At 63.8% G+C, this 15,050-nt stretch carries 22 protein-coding genes; 8 read left to right on the forward strand and 14 right to left on the reverse strand.

Annotated features, from left to right (window positions below; translation table 11 throughout):
- Positions 1 to 151: 151 nt before the first annotated feature.
- Positions 152 to 721, reverse strand: coding sequence for an REP-associated tyrosine transposase (locus ACPEH8_RS15855; protein ID WP_423667392.1), 570 nt, complete (start codon positions 719 to 721; stop codon positions 152 to 154).
- A gap of 127 nt (positions 722 to 848) precedes the next feature.
- On the opposite strand from ACPEH8_RS15855, the gene ACPEH8_RS15860 reads away from it, so the two are divergent.
- Positions 849 to 1,301 (forward strand): hypothetical protein, encoded by a 453-nt coding sequence (locus tag ACPEH8_RS15860; RefSeq protein WP_312710708.1) that lies wholly within the window; start codon positions 849 to 851, stop codon positions 1,299 to 1,301.
- Here ACPEH8_RS15860 and ACPEH8_RS15865 read toward each other — a convergent pair.
- Positions 1,289 to 2,149, reverse strand: coding sequence for a hypothetical protein (locus ACPEH8_RS15865; RefSeq protein ID WP_136003485.1), 861 nt, complete (start codon positions 2,147 to 2,149; stop codon positions 1,289 to 1,291). The genes ACPEH8_RS15860 and ACPEH8_RS15865 overlap by 13 nt on opposite strands.
- A 129-nt stretch (positions 2,150 to 2,278) precedes the next feature.
- Between ACPEH8_RS15865 and ACPEH8_RS15870 the strand changes: the two genes are divergently transcribed.
- Positions 2,279 to 3,151 (forward strand): class I SAM-dependent methyltransferase, encoded by an 873-nt coding sequence (locus ACPEH8_RS15870; protein ID WP_423667424.1) that lies wholly within the window; start codon positions 2,279 to 2,281, stop codon positions 3,149 to 3,151.
- Between the two features lie 12 nt (positions 3,152 to 3,163).
- Here the strand turns inward: ACPEH8_RS15870 and ACPEH8_RS15875 are convergent, their stop codons facing one another.
- Positions 3,164 to 3,742 (reverse strand): hypothetical protein, encoded by a 579-nt coding sequence (locus tag ACPEH8_RS15875; RefSeq protein WP_136003483.1) that lies wholly within the window; start codon positions 3,740 to 3,742, stop codon positions 3,164 to 3,166.
- A 152-nt stretch (positions 3,743 to 3,894) separates the two neighbouring features.
- Here ACPEH8_RS15875 and ACPEH8_RS15880 point away from each other — a divergent pair, with 152 nt between their 5' ends.
- The 4 genes from ACPEH8_RS15880 (at position 3,895) to ACPEH8_RS15895 (ending at position 5,627) form a co-directional block, all read left to right on the forward strand.
- Positions 3,895 to 4,086 (forward strand): hypothetical protein, encoded by a 192-nt coding sequence (locus tag ACPEH8_RS15880; protein WP_136003482.1) that lies wholly within the window; start codon positions 3,895 to 3,897, stop codon positions 4,084 to 4,086.
- 170 nt (positions 4,087 to 4,256) lie between these two features.
- The gene (locus tag ACPEH8_RS15885) at positions 4,257 to 4,658 is read left to right on the forward strand and encodes a PAAR domain-containing protein (protein WP_229296518.1); all 402 of its coding nucleotides are present in this window, start codon (positions 4,257 to 4,259) and stop codon (positions 4,656 to 4,658) included.
- Positions 4,655 to 5,086 carry a DUF4123 domain-containing protein gene (locus ACPEH8_RS15890; RefSeq protein ID WP_136003478.1) on the forward strand — a complete coding sequence of 144 codons (432 nt, stop codon included), beginning with the start codon at positions 4,655 to 4,657 and terminating at the stop codon, positions 5,084 to 5,086. Before ACPEH8_RS15885 ends, ACPEH8_RS15890 begins: the two co-directional genes overlap by 4 nt.
- Positions 5,087 to 5,153: 67 nt before the next feature.
- The gene (locus ACPEH8_RS15895; protein WP_166472556.1) at positions 5,154 to 5,627 is read left to right on the forward strand and encodes a hypothetical protein; all 474 of its coding nucleotides are present in this window, start codon (positions 5,154 to 5,156) and stop codon (positions 5,625 to 5,627) included.
- Between the two features lie 46 nt (positions 5,628 to 5,673).
- Here ACPEH8_RS15895 and ACPEH8_RS15900 read toward each other — a convergent pair whose 3' ends face one another.
- The 10 genes from ACPEH8_RS15900 to ACPEH8_RS15945 form a co-directional block, all read right to left on the reverse strand.
- The gene (locus tag ACPEH8_RS15900) at positions 5,674 to 6,816 is read right to left on the reverse strand and encodes a YncE family protein (RefSeq protein WP_423667395.1); all 1,143 of its coding nucleotides are present in this window, start codon (positions 6,814 to 6,816) and stop codon (positions 5,674 to 5,676) included.
- A gap of 269 nt (positions 6,817 to 7,085) precedes the next feature.
- Positions 7,086 to 7,808 carry a hypothetical protein gene (locus ACPEH8_RS15905; protein ID WP_423667398.1) on the reverse strand — a complete coding sequence of 241 codons (723 nt, stop codon included), beginning with the start codon at positions 7,806 to 7,808 and terminating at the stop codon, positions 7,086 to 7,088.
- Between the two features lie 91 nt (positions 7,809 to 7,899).
- Positions 7,900 to 8,637 (reverse strand): hypothetical protein, encoded by a 738-nt coding sequence (locus tag ACPEH8_RS15910; RefSeq protein ID WP_423667401.1) that lies wholly within the window; start codon positions 8,635 to 8,637, stop codon positions 7,900 to 7,902.
- Between the two features lie 91 nt (positions 8,638 to 8,728).
- Positions 8,729 to 9,451 (reverse strand): hypothetical protein, encoded by a 723-nt coding sequence (locus ACPEH8_RS15915; RefSeq protein ID WP_423667404.1) that lies wholly within the window; start codon positions 9,449 to 9,451, stop codon positions 8,729 to 8,731.
- 210 nt (positions 9,452 to 9,661) lie between these two features.
- A complete protein-coding gene (locus ACPEH8_RS15920) occupies positions 9,662 to 10,399 on the reverse strand; it encodes a hypothetical protein (RefSeq protein ID WP_423667407.1) in 738 nt (245 codons plus the stop codon).
- 13 nt (positions 10,400 to 10,412) lie between these two features.
- Complete coding sequence (locus tag ACPEH8_RS15925; protein ID WP_313274999.1) at positions 10,413 to 10,967, reverse strand: Imm52 family immunity protein; 555 nt, start codon at positions 10,965 to 10,967, stop codon at positions 10,413 to 10,415.
- A 180-nt stretch (positions 10,968 to 11,147) separates the two neighbouring features.
- A complete protein-coding gene (locus ACPEH8_RS15930; protein WP_423667410.1) occupies positions 11,148 to 11,843 on the reverse strand; it encodes a Tox-REase-5 domain-containing protein in 696 nt (231 codons plus the stop codon).
- A complete protein-coding gene (locus tag ACPEH8_RS15935) occupies positions 11,843 to 12,208 on the reverse strand; it encodes a hypothetical protein (protein WP_017356934.1) in 366 nt (121 codons plus the stop codon). The genes ACPEH8_RS15930 and ACPEH8_RS15935 overlap by 1 nt, the downstream gene beginning before the upstream one ends.
- A gap of 205 nt (positions 12,209 to 12,413) precedes the next feature.
- The gene (locus ACPEH8_RS15940; RefSeq protein ID WP_262072049.1) at positions 12,414 to 12,740 is read right to left on the reverse strand and encodes a hypothetical protein; all 327 of its coding nucleotides are present in this window, start codon (positions 12,738 to 12,740) and stop codon (positions 12,414 to 12,416) included.
- Between the two features lie 199 nt (positions 12,741 to 12,939).
- Entirely contained in the window at positions 12,940 to 13,254 is a 315-nt protein-coding gene (locus ACPEH8_RS15945; RefSeq protein ID WP_423667413.1) for a SymE family type I addiction module toxin, read from the reverse strand.
- A 333-nt stretch (positions 13,255 to 13,587) separates the two neighbouring features.
- Here ACPEH8_RS15945 and ACPEH8_RS15950 point away from each other — a divergent pair, with 333 nt between their 5' ends.
- A complete protein-coding gene (locus tag ACPEH8_RS15950) occupies positions 13,588 to 13,794 on the forward strand; it encodes a hypothetical protein (protein WP_423667416.1) in 207 nt (68 codons plus the stop codon).
- Between the two features lie 95 nt (positions 13,795 to 13,889).
- Entirely contained in the window at positions 13,890 to 14,663 is a 774-nt protein-coding gene (locus ACPEH8_RS15955; protein ID WP_423667418.1) for an HNH endonuclease, read from the forward strand.
- 117 nt (positions 14,664 to 14,780) lie between these two features.
- Here ACPEH8_RS15955 and ACPEH8_RS15960 read toward each other — a convergent pair.
- The coding region (locus ACPEH8_RS15960; RefSeq protein WP_423667421.1) for a transposase at positions 14,781 to 15,050 on the reverse strand (270 nt) is incomplete at its 5' end.

The following is a 15,050-nucleotide window of genomic DNA, read 5'->3' on the forward strand; positions in this document are numbered from 1 at the left end:
CCCCCCGGTTGTGCGGAACCCTGGCGCTCCCCACCTGGCGTCATGGCTTCGCCGGGGGCCCGCCCATGTGGCGTGTCGTCGACTCCCCAGCCGTCACGCCCCTGCATCGCCGCCACCTGCACGGCCCCCACCGGCATTCCCTGCCCATACTTCAGCATCCCCTTGCATCCTCCTGATCCATCCCACTGGCCGCGTCTTCGCCCAGGGCGCTGCCCGTTCCCGGTTCCCGGCACTCCCCAAACCCCGCCACCGGCCGCCCGACGCCCCGATGGATTGAACTGAGCGGCCACTGCCGGGCATCGCGGACATGCCCGTGCTTGACCGGGTTCTCATGCACGTACGCCACATGACGCGCCAGATCCGCATCGTCCAGGATGCGATGCTCGCGGAACCCGCTGTGCCAGAGCGGACGCACCTGCCGGTCACGGCGCAGGACGGCGCGAGGCGGGTTGCCCGGCAGGTGCCGGTCGAACACGGCCTGGATCTGGCTCCAGCGTTGATGCCCTTCGGTGTCCCCTTCCGGCAGCGTCCAAACGCCGTGCAGGTGATCGGGCAGCACGACGATGGCGTTGATGCGGAACGGGCGCACCACCCGCGCAATCCGGAACGCCAGCCGCAGGTAGGTGGCGTGCTCCACCAGCAGTTGGCTGTGACCATCACGCAGGTGCGCACTGAAGAAGTACGTGGCACCGGGCGACCAAGGGCGGGTAGGCGGGGACATGCGGCCAGTGTGCGAATCCCACCACGCCGGTGCGATCAGGGGATGCCGCAGCTCGCACCGGGAATGCGCCGCACCAACGCGTCAGGGACTTGCCTACACTTGACCTCTGCCTCCCTTCGGTCACGCCATGCGCCGCCCCCCACTTCTGCTGGTCTCCCTGATCCTGCTGCTCGGTGCCTGCCGTGATGGCCACAGCACCGGCCAGGGCCGGCTGATCGGCTGCTATGCCGACACCTCCCGTGCCAAGGAATCAGTGAAGGTCGTGCGCGAGAACGGGGCCTATGTCATGTCGTTGCGCGAGGGCCAGCCCTGGCGGCGCGTCGATACCCCGCTGGGCACCGCCCTCGACGCCCAGATCGCCACCCGGTTCAGCCCGGAAGATGCGGCCGGCATCGATGACATTCTGCTGACGCCCGATGGCCTCAACGGAGTTGCGCTGCTCAAGCCGGATGCCACATTCCAGGGCCAGGCCAGCGCAGGAAACCCGGTCGTGATCGAACGCGGCCGTCCGCGGCTGATGGTAAAGAAACGGTGCCAGTGGCTGTTCGCGCGCGGGCACTATCTCCGTCACGGCGGTTGATGGCCGGCGGCGCATTCCGCCTGCGCGGCAAGCAGCAGGCGTGAGGTCATGTGCCGGTAGGAGGTGCTCTCCAGCCGCTCGGCGGCGGCCGAGGCCGGCGGCAGCACCCGGGCGATGGCCTCGGTCAGCGGCACCGACCAGTTCAGGCGCGGCGTGTCCGAAGGCCCCCCCATCTGCCACGGCAACATGCGCACCTTCTGCGACGTGGACTGCACCACCGACGCCGTCCCGTCGTCGTAGCGGATCGTCATGCGCAGTGAGGGGGCATCATCGGTCCAGCCATAGGCATCGCTGTAGTAGGCAAGCAACTGCGCGCGCAACGCATCACCGCCCAGCGCCGCGCCCATGCGTTTGCGGAGGTCCGCCGCGCTGCAGCCCGGAGAGGCCATGTCCCGCGGCACCACGTCCTCGATCAGGGCGTCCGGACGCAGCCGTCGCGCGGCCATGTCCACCGCACGTTGCCGGGACCACACCGGTGCCGCCGCCGCACGCAGCACTTCGGCCACACGCTGCGGCGGTACCGTGCCGGTGGTGACCGTCGCGGGGCCGCCGCGCCACGTCACTTCGGAGGTGCGTTCAAAGACACGATGCCCGGCGCCCTGCTGCAGGCGATGCACCTCCTCGACGTCCTCGAAGGGGCCTTGTACGAACGTGATCTCGATGCTCGCCACCTCGTGCAGGCGTACTGGCGGCCCCACATCGTCCGGCTGCCCACAGCCGGTCAGGCTCAGCAGCACGGCCAGCATCACGCCGGCTGCCACCCCCTCGCCCGCCCGGGAATGCCAAGGAAATCGGGACTGCTCGATGGCTGCGTTCATGGTCCGCCCGGAGGTTAGCGCTCGTGCCATGCCTGGGCGTTCCACCCACATGGTGCGCTCCGATTGTAGACCGGCCATCCTGCGGCAGCGCATCCCGGTCACACGGCCCGGCCGCGTTCTCGGGTACGATGCCCACCCCTTGACTGCCCTGTCGCCCGGCTGCCCCGCAGCACCGGCGCCCCCGATCCCGTGCCCCATTACACCGGCCCCCTGCTGACCCGCCCGCTCGCCGATGCCCTGCTCCGCGCCCGCGATGCCGGCACAGGCGAATGGAGCGGCTCGCTGGATCTCGGCCGCAGCACCGGCACCGCCATTCTCGGGGCCGACCGCTGGCGCTGGCACGGCCAGTTCTACGCCTACCCCGGCAAGACCAAGGACCGCACGCTCTACTACTGGGATGGCGAGGACTTCGCGCCGATCTCGCGCTTCGGCTCAGCGCTCATCAAACTGGTGCCCACCGACTGGGACGCGCCCACCTTCGAGATCGACGGCATCAAGATGCTGCCCAGCGCGCAGGTGTCGCCGTTCGAGGATGCCCGGCGCAAGGTCGCGCTGATCGCCCCGGCGGGCAAAACGGTGCTGGACACCTGCGGCGGGCTCGGCTACTTCGCTGCCTGCTGCCTGGAAGGCGGTGTCACCCGCCTTCTCTCGTTCGAGAAGAATGCCGATGTGCTGTGGCTTCGCACGCTGAACCCGTGGTCGCCGGATCCGGAGGCCGCCAGCAGCGGCGGCCGCCTGTCGCTGACCCATGCCGATGTATCGCAGGCCATCGAAACGCTGGAAACCGCCTCCGTCGACGCCATCCTGCACGACCCGCCGCGCTTCGGCATCGCCGGTGAACTGTACTCCCAGGTGTTCTACGACCAGCTCGCCCGGGTGATCCGCAAGGGCGGCCGCATGTTCCACTACACCGGCGCACCCAACAGATTCACCAGCGGCCGCGATGTGCCGCGCGAAGTGGCCAAGCGCCTGGAGAAGGCCGGCTTCAAGGCCGAGCTTGCGCTGGATGGCGTATTGGCGATCAAGCGCTGAACGCGGGCGCATTCACCGCCTGAAGCTGAAACTCCCGAGACCGCGCGACCAGCGCGCCTGGCCCGCCACGCTTGCCGCGCTGGAGCAGAACTGCCCCCGCCATTCGCCGCGGCCAACGCGGCGCTCCAACCGGTGCGTGGTGGCGTGGCTGCGATGCGCACCATGTTCACGGAACAGCAGCTGGAACTGGCGCCGCTCGAAAACCCCGCCCAACAGCCCGCCGCTGATCTCCGCACGCTGCCGATGGCTGCCGGTGTAGTTGCGCACGCTGCCATCGGCATGCACGTCGCGCACGCGCTCGGCGATTCCCTCCACCCGCCCACGGCGCTGGGACAGCATCACCAGATACGTCACATCCATGCCAGGCGTCTCGCTCGCGAGCGAGCTCTGCTGACGGGTGGTCATAGTCCATACGCCGGAGATATCCGGCACGCGCGTGGCAGCCAACACCCCCAGGCCCACCATGCCACCGGCCGCAACGCAGCCCAGCATCGGCCCCGCCCACGACGACCACCACATCGATGCATCCACACCTGTACTCCCAACCGGTTCTCGGTGGCGATTGTTGGAAATGCCGTACGCGATGACCATAGGATCGGTTGCAACTGCCTGGCCCCACGACGCCGGCACGCTACTGCACCCATCGCAACGGTGCGCAGCGCGCATGCGGAACTGAGACGCCATTCCGTGCGGACACGCGCCCCGCGCTGGCAGGCTGGCGCTCCGTCCTTCAGGAGCCTCCGATGCCCTCGCCCGATCACGATTGGCTGCTCGCTTTCGACGAGGAGCTGTGGCGCGTCTACGCGCTGGATCACCACATCGCCGGGCTCGACACGGTGCTGCTCGCCCGCTACGCCCATCTGAGCGGTGCGCAGGCGGCGCGTCAGTTTGCGGCCGACCACGCGGTCGTACCCGTCGATGCCTGCGCGAAGTGACGCATGCAGCCTCATCCACAGACATCGACGCTGCCCACACATGTCGCGTTCAACCCGTTTCCGCACGCACTGCGTGACGCACTGTGCAGGACCGTTGCAGAACGGCACGTCGCCAGCGGCCAGCGTGCTAGAAGACTCCCCCGCGTCCAACCCAGGGTATGCATATGCGAATGCTCATCGTCGTGGGCGACCGCACCAGTAGCGGCGGCCGTGTCATCACCGGTTCGCCCTTCACCGACATCGAGGGCAAGCCCCTCGCCCGCATCAACGACTACGCCACCTGCCCCGCGCATGGCGGTGCCTTTCCGATCGTTTCCGGGGACACCACCCTCATCATCGATGGCCAGCCGGTGGCACGCGAGGGTGATCGTCTGGCCTGTGGCTGCAGCCTGACCGCCGGGCAGCAGCACCTGGTCCATGTCGACGATGGCCCTGCCGCGACCACTGCCGTGGCGAAGGCACCGGCGGCATTTAACGCACCCGCGCGCCCGCAGCAGACCACCCCCATCTGCGAGCGCTGCCTGCGGAGTGCCGGCGAGCGGGGCACGGCCTTTCTGTCGCGTGCCGCATGATCGCCTACGTGATCCTCGACGCCGCCGTGCGCCCCGACACACCGGAAGCGTTGTTGCGCCTTGCCCCCCCGGCCAGCTACCGCTCACTGTTCCTGGGCACTCCCGATGCGACGGCCTCCACCTCCGGGCCGTGGCTGCTCGCACCCGCCGATGCGCCGCAGCTCGCACAGTGGTTGGCCGAGGTAGAGCGCCAGCACCCCAACGGCATCACCCTGTTGACCAGCATGCGCCCCTTCGAGACGGTGTTCGCGCACCTGCAGAGGCTGCTCACGCTGCGCCTCCCCGGCGGCGGTGCGGGCCTGCTGCGCTACTACGACCCGCGCGTGATGGAGCAGCTGCACCGGGTGCTCACCGCCGAGCAACGGCATGCCCTGTTTGCGCCGTTCACCGGCTGGCGCACCTGCCGCGGGCAATACCTGCCGGAGTGAGGGAGCGCGCACGTGCACACCGGGTGCGGCAGAATGGACCCACCATCTGCGCGCCAAGGAAGGAAACGTGCTGCCTGTAACGTCCTGGCACCTTGCATGGCTTGTCGTGTTGCCGGCGATGGCAGCGGCCACTCCGGCGCGCGTGCCGCTGGCCTGCGCCGGCGACTTCGCCCGCGCCTGGGCCGACACCGCCGCGCAACTCACCGATGGTGAACAAGCCACCACACTCGTGGATGCGCTGTTGTGCCGCCCCGACAGCGAAGGCGCGCAGGACTATCTGAGAGCGCATGGAGCGGGTGCCGCACCCGCGGGGCCAGATGCCCCCGCACGCCCTGCCAACGCGGTGCCCCTGCCCACCCTGCAGGCCACGCATGCGGAGGCGATTGCCGCCCATCTCCGCCCTGCGGAGGCGCCGGTGGCACCGGAAACCCGCGATATCCACCTGGCCGTGCGCGCGGCGGGCTGCGCGGACAGCTACCAGCTGATCTACACCGGCCACAACGACTGGCGGCTGGCAGGCTACGTGAGCGCCTGCCATTGATGCAGGGGCGCGCAGTGACCCACTGCGCGCCCGATACCCGAAGGCGTCAGAGCGCGATGCGCGCCACGCTCTCCCGGCTGCCCTCGGCATCCTTGTCGCCGTTCTTGATGGTTACGTACAGCACGTTCTTCTTGGCATCCAGCGCCAGGCTGTTCGGATGCGTCGGCACCGAGTACGTCTTCAGCAGCTTGTAGTTATCGCTGTTGTAGGCCGTCACCGTGCCCGCTTCGCGGTTGGTCACGTACAGGCGCTTGCGCTTGGCATCCAGCAGAATGCCGAGCGGACCGGCGTCGGTGGGGATGCTGGCCAGCTCCTTGCCGGTGGCGCGGTCCAGCACCAGCACACGGTTGCCCGGGTGCTTGGACGCAAAGCCCGAGCTGCTGGCCTGGTACTTGCGGATCATCGCCGAGCCTTGGTCGGTAACGAACAGGCGCTTGCCGGCGGAGTCCAGCGCGATGTTCATCGGCTGCTCGGCACTGATCGGGAAGCGCTGCTCCACCATGCCGCTGTCGGTGCCCACCACCACCAGCTCGGCCAGCAGGTTGGAGGTGTACACGCGCTTGCCCTTGGCATCCAGCGCCAGGCCCGGTGCCTTGGCATTACCCAGGCCCGGAATGGTGTCGATCACCTTCAGCGACTGCGTATCCACCACGAACAGCACGCTGCCCTCGCCCGAGTGGCCGGTCACGTACAGGCGGTTGGCCGGGCCATCCACCACCAGCTCGCGCAGGTCGTGGGTGTAGGCGGCCTTGCCATCCTTGCCCACCTTCTTCTCCATCAACTGCACAATGCCCAGCACCCTGTGCGTAGCCGTATCGAGCACCGTGACCGAGGTATCCACGGTGTTGCCGAGGTACAGGCGGTTGTTGGCGTCGTCCAGCACCATGCCGAACGGCTTGCGCTCCAGCGGGATCTGGGCCTCGAGATCGAGGTTGGTGGGGTCCAGCAGCAGCAGCTGCGGCTGGCCGGCGCTATCGCCAAAGCCACCGGACGAGGCGACATACACGACATCCACCTTGGGGCTGTAGGCCAGTTCGTACAGGCCCTTGGCAAGGACGCTGCGCTGAATGGCGGCCTCGGTGCTGGCCGGCGTGGCGGCTTCGCCCACGGCGAAGGCAGAGGGAGCGCCCAGCGAAAGGGTGACGGCGAGAGCCAGGGTGGCCGAACGGAGAAGGGAACGAGGGTTCATGCAGGCGTCCTTGATGACAGTCAGGAAGAGAAGTCCTTGGCTCGCATGACCGCGTGACGCGGCCAATCCCACACTGTGAAGAGGTGGGGAGGCTGGCTGGCCCGAGGATGTTAACAGGAAGCCCAGCCCCGCCGCAGACCCATGCCCCATCACCGCTCCACCCCGCTCATTCCGCCCCGACCATCGGCACCAACATGCTGCGGATTCGGTGCCATGTAGTTGCTCAGGGTAGAGACTCATGTTTGGTGTCGCGCATATGAGCGTAATGTTCATAACAGCCGTGAATCAGTGACAGGCAACAGCCCAAGTTCGGCCAGACGTATCTCCACGCGATTGGCCTGCTCTACGGCGCTTGCGTCGAACAAGTCGAGGTTCTCTGTTGCCATGATCAGCGTGCCCTCACCAGCATGTTCCATGCGGGCGGCCTCTGGAATCTGGTCGGCGGTGAGCCGCCGACTCACATAGCCCATCCAGCCCAGGAACTCTCTGTGCGGAAAGGCGCCGCAGTGGAGGCTGTAGAGCTTTCTCTCCTTGCCCCAGCCCTGCTGGACATTGGTGTTCACAAAGTTGACCCTCGAATCGTGCGCTAGTGCACGTAGTGAGGCCCATACCAATTCAGTCGGCGAGGGAAAGACCTGTTCAATACGATTGATCTCAAGCTGTACTTCTCCGGGCCCCGGATTGATGGAAAGTGAAATGCTGCCACGCGCTAACCACTCTGCCTCGCTCGTGACGTTCGTGAGCAGGACACCGCCGCTCAAGGAAATAGGTGCGCTCGGGTACTCAAGCTGGAACGCGTCCTTGCCTGCCTGTATCCAGGCTGTCATCCGCGCCCGATCATCAAACGCAATGCGCGTGTCGGTAGGCTTGGCGAGCATTGACCACCAGTGCTGGAAGCCAACATGAGCTGCCGCCAGGCGTGCGATCAGACCCGCCGAGTAATCGTACGTCTCAGACGCGGTCAGAACGCACGGCAAGATGGAGATGTTCATGTGGCCTACCTCATTGGGATGTAGATCGTCTGGAGAGCTGCGTCAGCGGATTCGGCACTTCAAACGCCCGCGTGCCAGCGAGAACACCGCATCACCCTCCAAGACCAGCTCCTCTCATCGCCAAGAGGCCCAGCTCGGCCATTGCGATTTCGACCCGGTTGACCTGCTCAACTGAGTGCGCGTCGAAAAGGTCTATCGACTCCGTGGCCAGAATCAGTGTCCCTGAACCATGACGCTCTATACGCGCCGCATCGGGAATCTGCTGGGCGCTGACGGGCTGGTTTACGTACCCCATCCAGCCCATGAAATCGCGATGCTGAAACACCGCCAGTTGGCTGCTGTAGTGTCGCCTCTCTCCTCCCCTTGCCTGCTGGACATGGGTTTGCGCAAAGGTCGCCTGCGGTCTGGACGTGAGCACCTTGAGCACTCCCCACATTACGTCGCATGGGGAGTCGTAGATCTGCTCTAATCGATTGATCTCCAGCCTCAACTCGCCCATTCCCGGCCTGATCGAGAGCGCAACACTTCCTCGCTCACGCCAGCTCGCTTCGTCCGGCGCGTTCGTCAACAGAATGCTATGGTTCGCCAGGGAACTCGTGCCTGGATACTGCTTGTCAAAGTAGGCACTTCTGGCTTCGATGCGCGTGATGATCTGCTCTCGGTCGGACATAGGAATCTCCGGCTCACGAGCGGAGGATGGCATCAGCCACCATTGTTCGAAGTGTGGATGGACCGTGGCCAGTGTGCTTACCCGTCGGATCGCCTCCTCGTAGATCATGGCTGGTGTCAGTTTTGCTGATACCTCCTTGCAGACAAGCCTGACTTTCACCGTAGAACGCCTTTTGCGGTGGTGTTGGCAAACCGACATTCTGAGGATGCCCACCGAGGGCAATGGAACTCTATGTACGACATGCAGTTGGCTACCAGAGACTCGGATCAATCACAGGAAGAAGGCCAAGCTCGGCAAGGCCGATCTCAGTTCTATTCGTTTGCTCGATAGCTGCGTGATCGGCAAGATCCAGTACTTCTGTTGCAAGAATCAGCGTGCCGCGGCCCTGTGCCTCCAAGCGCGCCGCTTGTGGTAATTGATCGGCGGACAGCGGCTTGTCCACGTAGCCCATCCACCCCAGGAATTCCCGGTGCTGGTAGACGGACCGATCGTAGCTGTACAGGATGATCTCCTCCGCAACCCTTTGTACGATGTTCGTGTTTGCAAAGGTCACACGCGGATCGGACGAAAGCACCTTCAACAGCGACCAGACGACATCCCCGGGTGTGGGATACAGCTCGCTTACTCGCGATATCTCAAGGCAGATGCGACCCGATGCGGGCTTTACCGAAAGAAACACCTTTCCTCGCTCTCGCCACTGCTTGTCGCTTTCGGAATTCGTAAGCAGAACACCGATGCTGCCATTGGATTCCGCGCTGGGAAACTCATTGAAGAACCTTCGATCAGATCGTCGAATTGACGCCGAGACAGCATCGGCATCGTCGAGTGGAACGTAAGGGTCTTTTGGTCCATCGGGCACGACCCACCACTTGCTGAAGTCGGCGTGCGCTTGGGACAGCCGCCCAACCAACGCTGTGGCTTGACGATGGACCTTCACGGAATCAGAGCGCGTCGAAGGCAGGTAGCAGTTCATGACAATCTTCACAGGTTGATTCCCAGAGCAAAGGGGGGCAGTTCCATTCGAATCACCGCCCCCTTCCAGGCAGCCCGCGTCGCGCGTTCGGGTGCTAGGCCGATCCTTCACAGCCTCCCTGTCACCCGTCACAGCGGCCACGACTGGTGCCCCTTTGACCAGCAGTTGAGTCACCTTCCACATGGCAGGTGCGTATGTGGCCGCTATTACCTATCCGCCCAACCGCGCATCGGTCACCGGGAGAAGGCCAAGCTCGGCAAGTCGTATCTCGACGCGATTCACCTGCTCTACCGCCGAGGGCTCGGCCACGTCCAGCAGGTCGGTAGCAAGAATCAGCGTGCCTTTTCCATGTCGCTCCATCCGCGAGGCTTCCGGTAGTTGTTCTGGCAGGAGAGCGTGATCCACATAGCCCATCCAGCCCAGGAAGTCGCGGTGTGGGTACACCGAGCGATCAATGCTGTAGACGACGAGCCTGCCAGCGACCAGCGCCTGCACGTTGGTTCTTGCATAGGTCACGCGCGGATCTGAAGAGAGTGCTTTCAGAAGGGACCACACCATGTGACCTGGCGCCTTATACACTGCTTCAATGCGGTAGATCGCCAACGTTACGTCACCGGATGCAGGCTGTACTACAAGCGCCACCTTCCCACGCTCCTTCCAGAGCTGCTCCGTTCGCCCGTTGGTGAGAGCCAGCCCTGTACTGCCAAGAGCATGAGCACCTGGAAACTCTCGGTAGAACTTCTCATCTGCCTTATGGATCGACGATAGCGTCGCAGCAGCATCCCGAAAGCCGACATGATGATCATTGGGGCCGTCGGGCAGCACCCACCACTCTTCGAAATGCGGGTGCACTGAGGACAGTCGGTCGATCCATCCAGCTGCCTCGCGGTATGCCCCTTCTGCATCGAGTTGCATCACGGGGAGACTACAAGTGAGTGTGATGTTCATACATGGAATCGCGCTAGAGACTCGGGGTGACCACAGGAAGAAGGCCAAGTTCAGCGAGGCTGATCTCAACCCGGTTCATCTGCTCCACCGAGCGGGCATCGAACAGGTCTGCATCTTCTGTCGCCATGATCATCGTTCCCCGCCCATGACGCTCCACACGCGCAGCATCAGGAATCTGGGATTCATCGAGTGGCTGATCCACATAGCCCATCCAGCCTAGGAAGTCTCTGTGTGGGTAAACGCCGCAATGGAGGCTATAGAGCCGTCTCTCTCTACCAACGGCCTGCATGATGTTGGTTTGTGCAAGCGTGATCTGTGGATCTGCGGTCAACGCTTTAAGTGATGACCAGACCAACTCCACAGGCGTCGCGTGAGCCGCATCGAGATTGCCGATGTCCAGTCGGATCTCGCCCGGACCAGGGTTGATGGCTATGGAGACACTTCCTTTCGCCGCCCACCCCTCCTCGTCCGCAGCGTTTGCAAGCAGAATCCCATTACTTGCGGACAACGAAATCCCTGGATACTTCGCTTGGAAGTCCTGCCTCTGCTGCTTGATCAGCTTGATCATGTTATCGCGATCTTCAAATGCAATGGGTGAACTGCTTGCATGGGTCGGCACTGACCACCATTTTCCGAACCCGCCATGAATAGATGAGAGACGGTTCAGGACATCTCCGGCATGTTCGTATGAACGGTCAGCCTCAAGGACTTGCGGCCTCATCTTGCATCGAATAGTTGCTTTCATGATTTATCTCAGGGCTGGTAGGGGAGTCAGCCTCGCATTGACCACGGGGATGCCTATCTCCACGCCGACGACGTAGCAGATTTCCTGCATGAAGTGCCATTCCAGCTTCCCACTGGGTTTCGTGGGTTCCATAGCCAACGATTGGGCGCGAAACTGCTCCACCCAGCGATCTATTTCCGGCTGCATGAACTTCTTCTTGTACGTCCCGTCGTCGTTGAATACGTGCCCGTAGTTCGCTTTGGTCTCGATGACTGTGCACTTGCTACGCCAGAAGCCATCAAAAGCAATCCCACCGAACATCCACTCCAACGTCGTGTACTTCCCACCTGTGCCAAAGAAGTCCTTCAGCATCGACAGCTCGATGTTGACGATGCTGTTCGAGTTGTCTCCAGCCCTCACGTAGCCAAACCGCTCCGGCCCCGCGTGCAGATTCGCGACGTAGAGCTGGTAGTCGTAGTTGATGCGGTTGCTCTTGGCGATGTACCGCGGGGTGGGCGGCGGCCCGATCCGTCCGTTGATCAGCAGGCACTGGTCGCAGTCGGCGTCATCGGACACCTCCGAGCAATCCGCCTCGCGCGCGCGGGTGCCGGGCCGATCCTTCACGGTCTCCTTGATGCCCATCGCTGCCGCCGCTGCGGCAGCCGCTTTGCCGAGCAGCTCAAGCACCTTTCCCACGGCGGGTGCCGGCGTGGCAGCCATTACGCACCGCTCCGGGGCGTGGGCCAGCGGTGGGAGGCGGCCAGAGCCGCCAGCAGATCGGCGGCAGCCAGGTTGGGGTCGTCTGCCTGGCGAATGGTCAGGTCCACCGTCATTTCGCGATGTAGCGCGCCTCCGCTGCCGACGTCGGTCTTCGTCCACCGCACCAGCACCGGCAGGCGGGTGATGCCCAGCTCGTAGGCGGCGTAGGTGTAGCAGCGCTCGGTTTCGGCTGCCAAGGTGCGGTTGTCCAGGCCGATCACGCGCTCTGGCATGTCGCGGCGGATTTCATCGGCCAATCGGGGCAGGAACGTTGCGGGGTATGGCAGGCGCAACAGCGCTTCCTGTCGTGCATCCAGCGTCAGCATGAGGTCTCCTCCGTGAGGCTGACAGGCTAGCAGTGGCCCTGAGCTCGCCTATTGATGTGGCTCACAGAGAAGGCTTGCGTGGGATCACGGTTCGGGTACGGTGCACAGATTCCTAGGTGCCGAATTGCGGTACACGGGGTGAGCCCGCGGAGTGCGCGGGCTCAGCGACGCCCCGCTGATCAGGTGAATTGAGCGCGCGGCCTCATCAGCGGGTACCAAACGGACACGCGCTCCAGCCGTGCTGACGGCGTGCCAACGCCTCGAGGTCCTGCTCGCCACTGTCCTCGTGCGGCGGCGGCTCGGGTGTGCCGGCTGTGTACTGATCGATAGCTGCTGCCTTGGCTGCGCGCTCGACCGGTTCAGCGGCTCCGGTTGCGCCGGCGGCGCTCTGGCCCGCCTGCCGCGCCACATACTCGCGCATCAGGCGTTGAAGCACCTGGGCGGCAGGGCGACGTTCGCACGCCGCTGCCTGCTGGAAGCGTGCACGCAGGCCGGCGTCCATCTCCAGTTGCATGAAGACACTCTCGTTCATGGGTTCCTCCCACTGCTGGGTAGTGAAGTTGAAGGCACGCGCGCGCCGCACCCGAGGCGCAGTGACGTATAGGTTTGTGCCGGTGCCAGCGCTGCGCGGCCGGGCCGTGTTACTCCGTGCCGCCCAAAGGCGGCGTGGCGTGCGCGGTATCCCGCTTGATGGCTGTGCTGATGCCCGCCGCGAAGGTGGGCGCGGCCGCTCAGCGGGCTTGCCGCTGCAGCTTCCTGGGGACCTTCGGGGGTACCACGACGGGCCGCTCCACCACCGTGAGGGTGATGCTGCCGTGGGTAGCCTCCACTTTCAGGAGGGCGCCGATATCGAAGCCGAGGCTGCCCAGCCAGCGGCCGCGCAGCCGGATATAAGGCATGATCTCGTTGCGGCCGTAGTCCTCGCGGGCGGCATACATCAACGAACCCACGCGGTTGGAGCGCGCTGGCCGGATGGAGGGCTTGCGCCTGGGGCGCTCGATGACGGGCGACTCGGTGACGGGCAACTCTATGAATGACGTCAGCATGTTGGACCTCCGGTATGGCGTACCCTCGTCGGGATGGCGAGGGTGTCGGGAGGTTAGAAACCGTCTGACTAGAACCGGCGGGCGTATTTCCACAGGGGGTGTTGTATTAGCCACCCTCCCGACGTGGGACGTCCAACATTGTCTAGCCAGAGGAGTTTCTACGCTCCGGTGTGCACCATGCGGGTTGGTGCGGATGTTGGGAAATCGCTTGTTTCTGTTGGCTTTGAGATGTTCGGTTGACGCCGCCTACGGGGTGGCGCAATCAACCCACCTTAGTCGCAGCCTTTGTGACGGGGTACGCGCATCCTCGCTCGCCTAGTGGGAGGACTGTGGATGAACAGAATTGACTCGGAGTGGCTCGAGGCGTTCGACGACGCCATGTTGGGCTTCTTTGCCATTGACCACGCCGATGCCGGGATGGATCAGACCGACCTGGGTCGCTACTCGGACTTGCCGGCCAGGGATGCCGCGTTGGCGTTTGGGCACGACTACGAGCTTTGCCGAGTGGATACGTTCTGGCCCTTACAAGACTCGCCGTGAGCAGCTAACCAGCTGATTGCGTCAAGGCCACGCGATCTGCGCGATACTTAGAACCTATTGAAGCGGCGCTTCCAATAGGACGAGAGATGGCAGGCTTGAGCGATTGGACCCAAGATCAGTTGGTTGCCGCAGTGGGGGCATACCGGATGATGCAACAGAGGGCTGCGCAAGGGCTTGCGCTGAACAAGGCTCAGGTGTATCGCGAATTGGCCGAGGAACATGGGCGTACTCCGAAAGCATGGGAGTACCGGATGCAGAACATCTCGCACGTCCTTGACCAGCTACAGCAGCCGTGGCTTTCAGGCCTACGCCCAGCTGCGAATGTGGGCCCAGAGGTGACCGGCCAGTTGATCAAGCTGCTCGGGGGCACGTCGCCCGCTGAAACTCTCACGGCAACCACTGGGGACACACGTACCCAACTTCTAGCAGAGAGGCGCTACGCCGAAGAGTTACTTGCGTTTTCTCCTGCAGATGCGGAGGACCAGCGACGCAAAGTGCTCGCGACTATCGTACGCCGCCAGGGTCAGGCATCGTTCCGCGCTGCCCTGCTTGAAGCCTACTCAGGTAGGTGTGCGATGACCGGATGCAACGTCCTGGATGTACTTGAGGCCGCACACGTGTACCCCTATCAGGGTGCAGCGACGAACTCTTTAACGAACGGGCTTCTGCTCCGGGCCGATGTTCACACCCTCTTCGACCTGTATCTCATCAGTGTGGAGCCGGAGACAAAGATTGTTCAAGCGGCCCCTACTCTTCGTGACACAGAGTACGGACGGCTAGGGGGATTGAAGCTGGGACAGCCGGTGGCAGAGCATATGGCTGTGAGCGTAGAGCTATTGCAGTGGCATCGGTCACAATGCCAGTGGTAAGTAGTTCTGTACCGCCGGTTGCTGCTCAGGTCATGAGTTCAATGTAGCGACGTTGGCTGCATCCAGGGTCATTATCTTCACCGCCTGATTGTAATGACCCACCGTTTTCTGCTCAGGTCATGCGGTTAATGTAGCGGCATGAGCCGCGTCTGGGGTCATCATCTTCAGCGCCTGATGTGGGCGCTGTTGGTTGTAGAAGCCAATCCAGTCGCCAATGATCCGCAGGGCGTGGACTTGGCTCTCAAACCGGTGTCGATGCACGCACTGCTCCTTAAGCGTCCGGATAACCCGTTCCACCATCCCGTTCTGCTGCGGGCAGTGCGGTGTGATGAATTCCTGTTTCAGGCCGTAACTGCGCACCAGGCGCGTGTAGTCACGGCTGGTGAA

The organism is Stenotrophomonas sp. NPDC077461, from assembly GCF_049545475.1.
GTDB lineage: Bacteria > Pseudomonadota > Gammaproteobacteria > Xanthomonadales > Xanthomonadaceae > Stenotrophomonas > Stenotrophomonas nematodicola.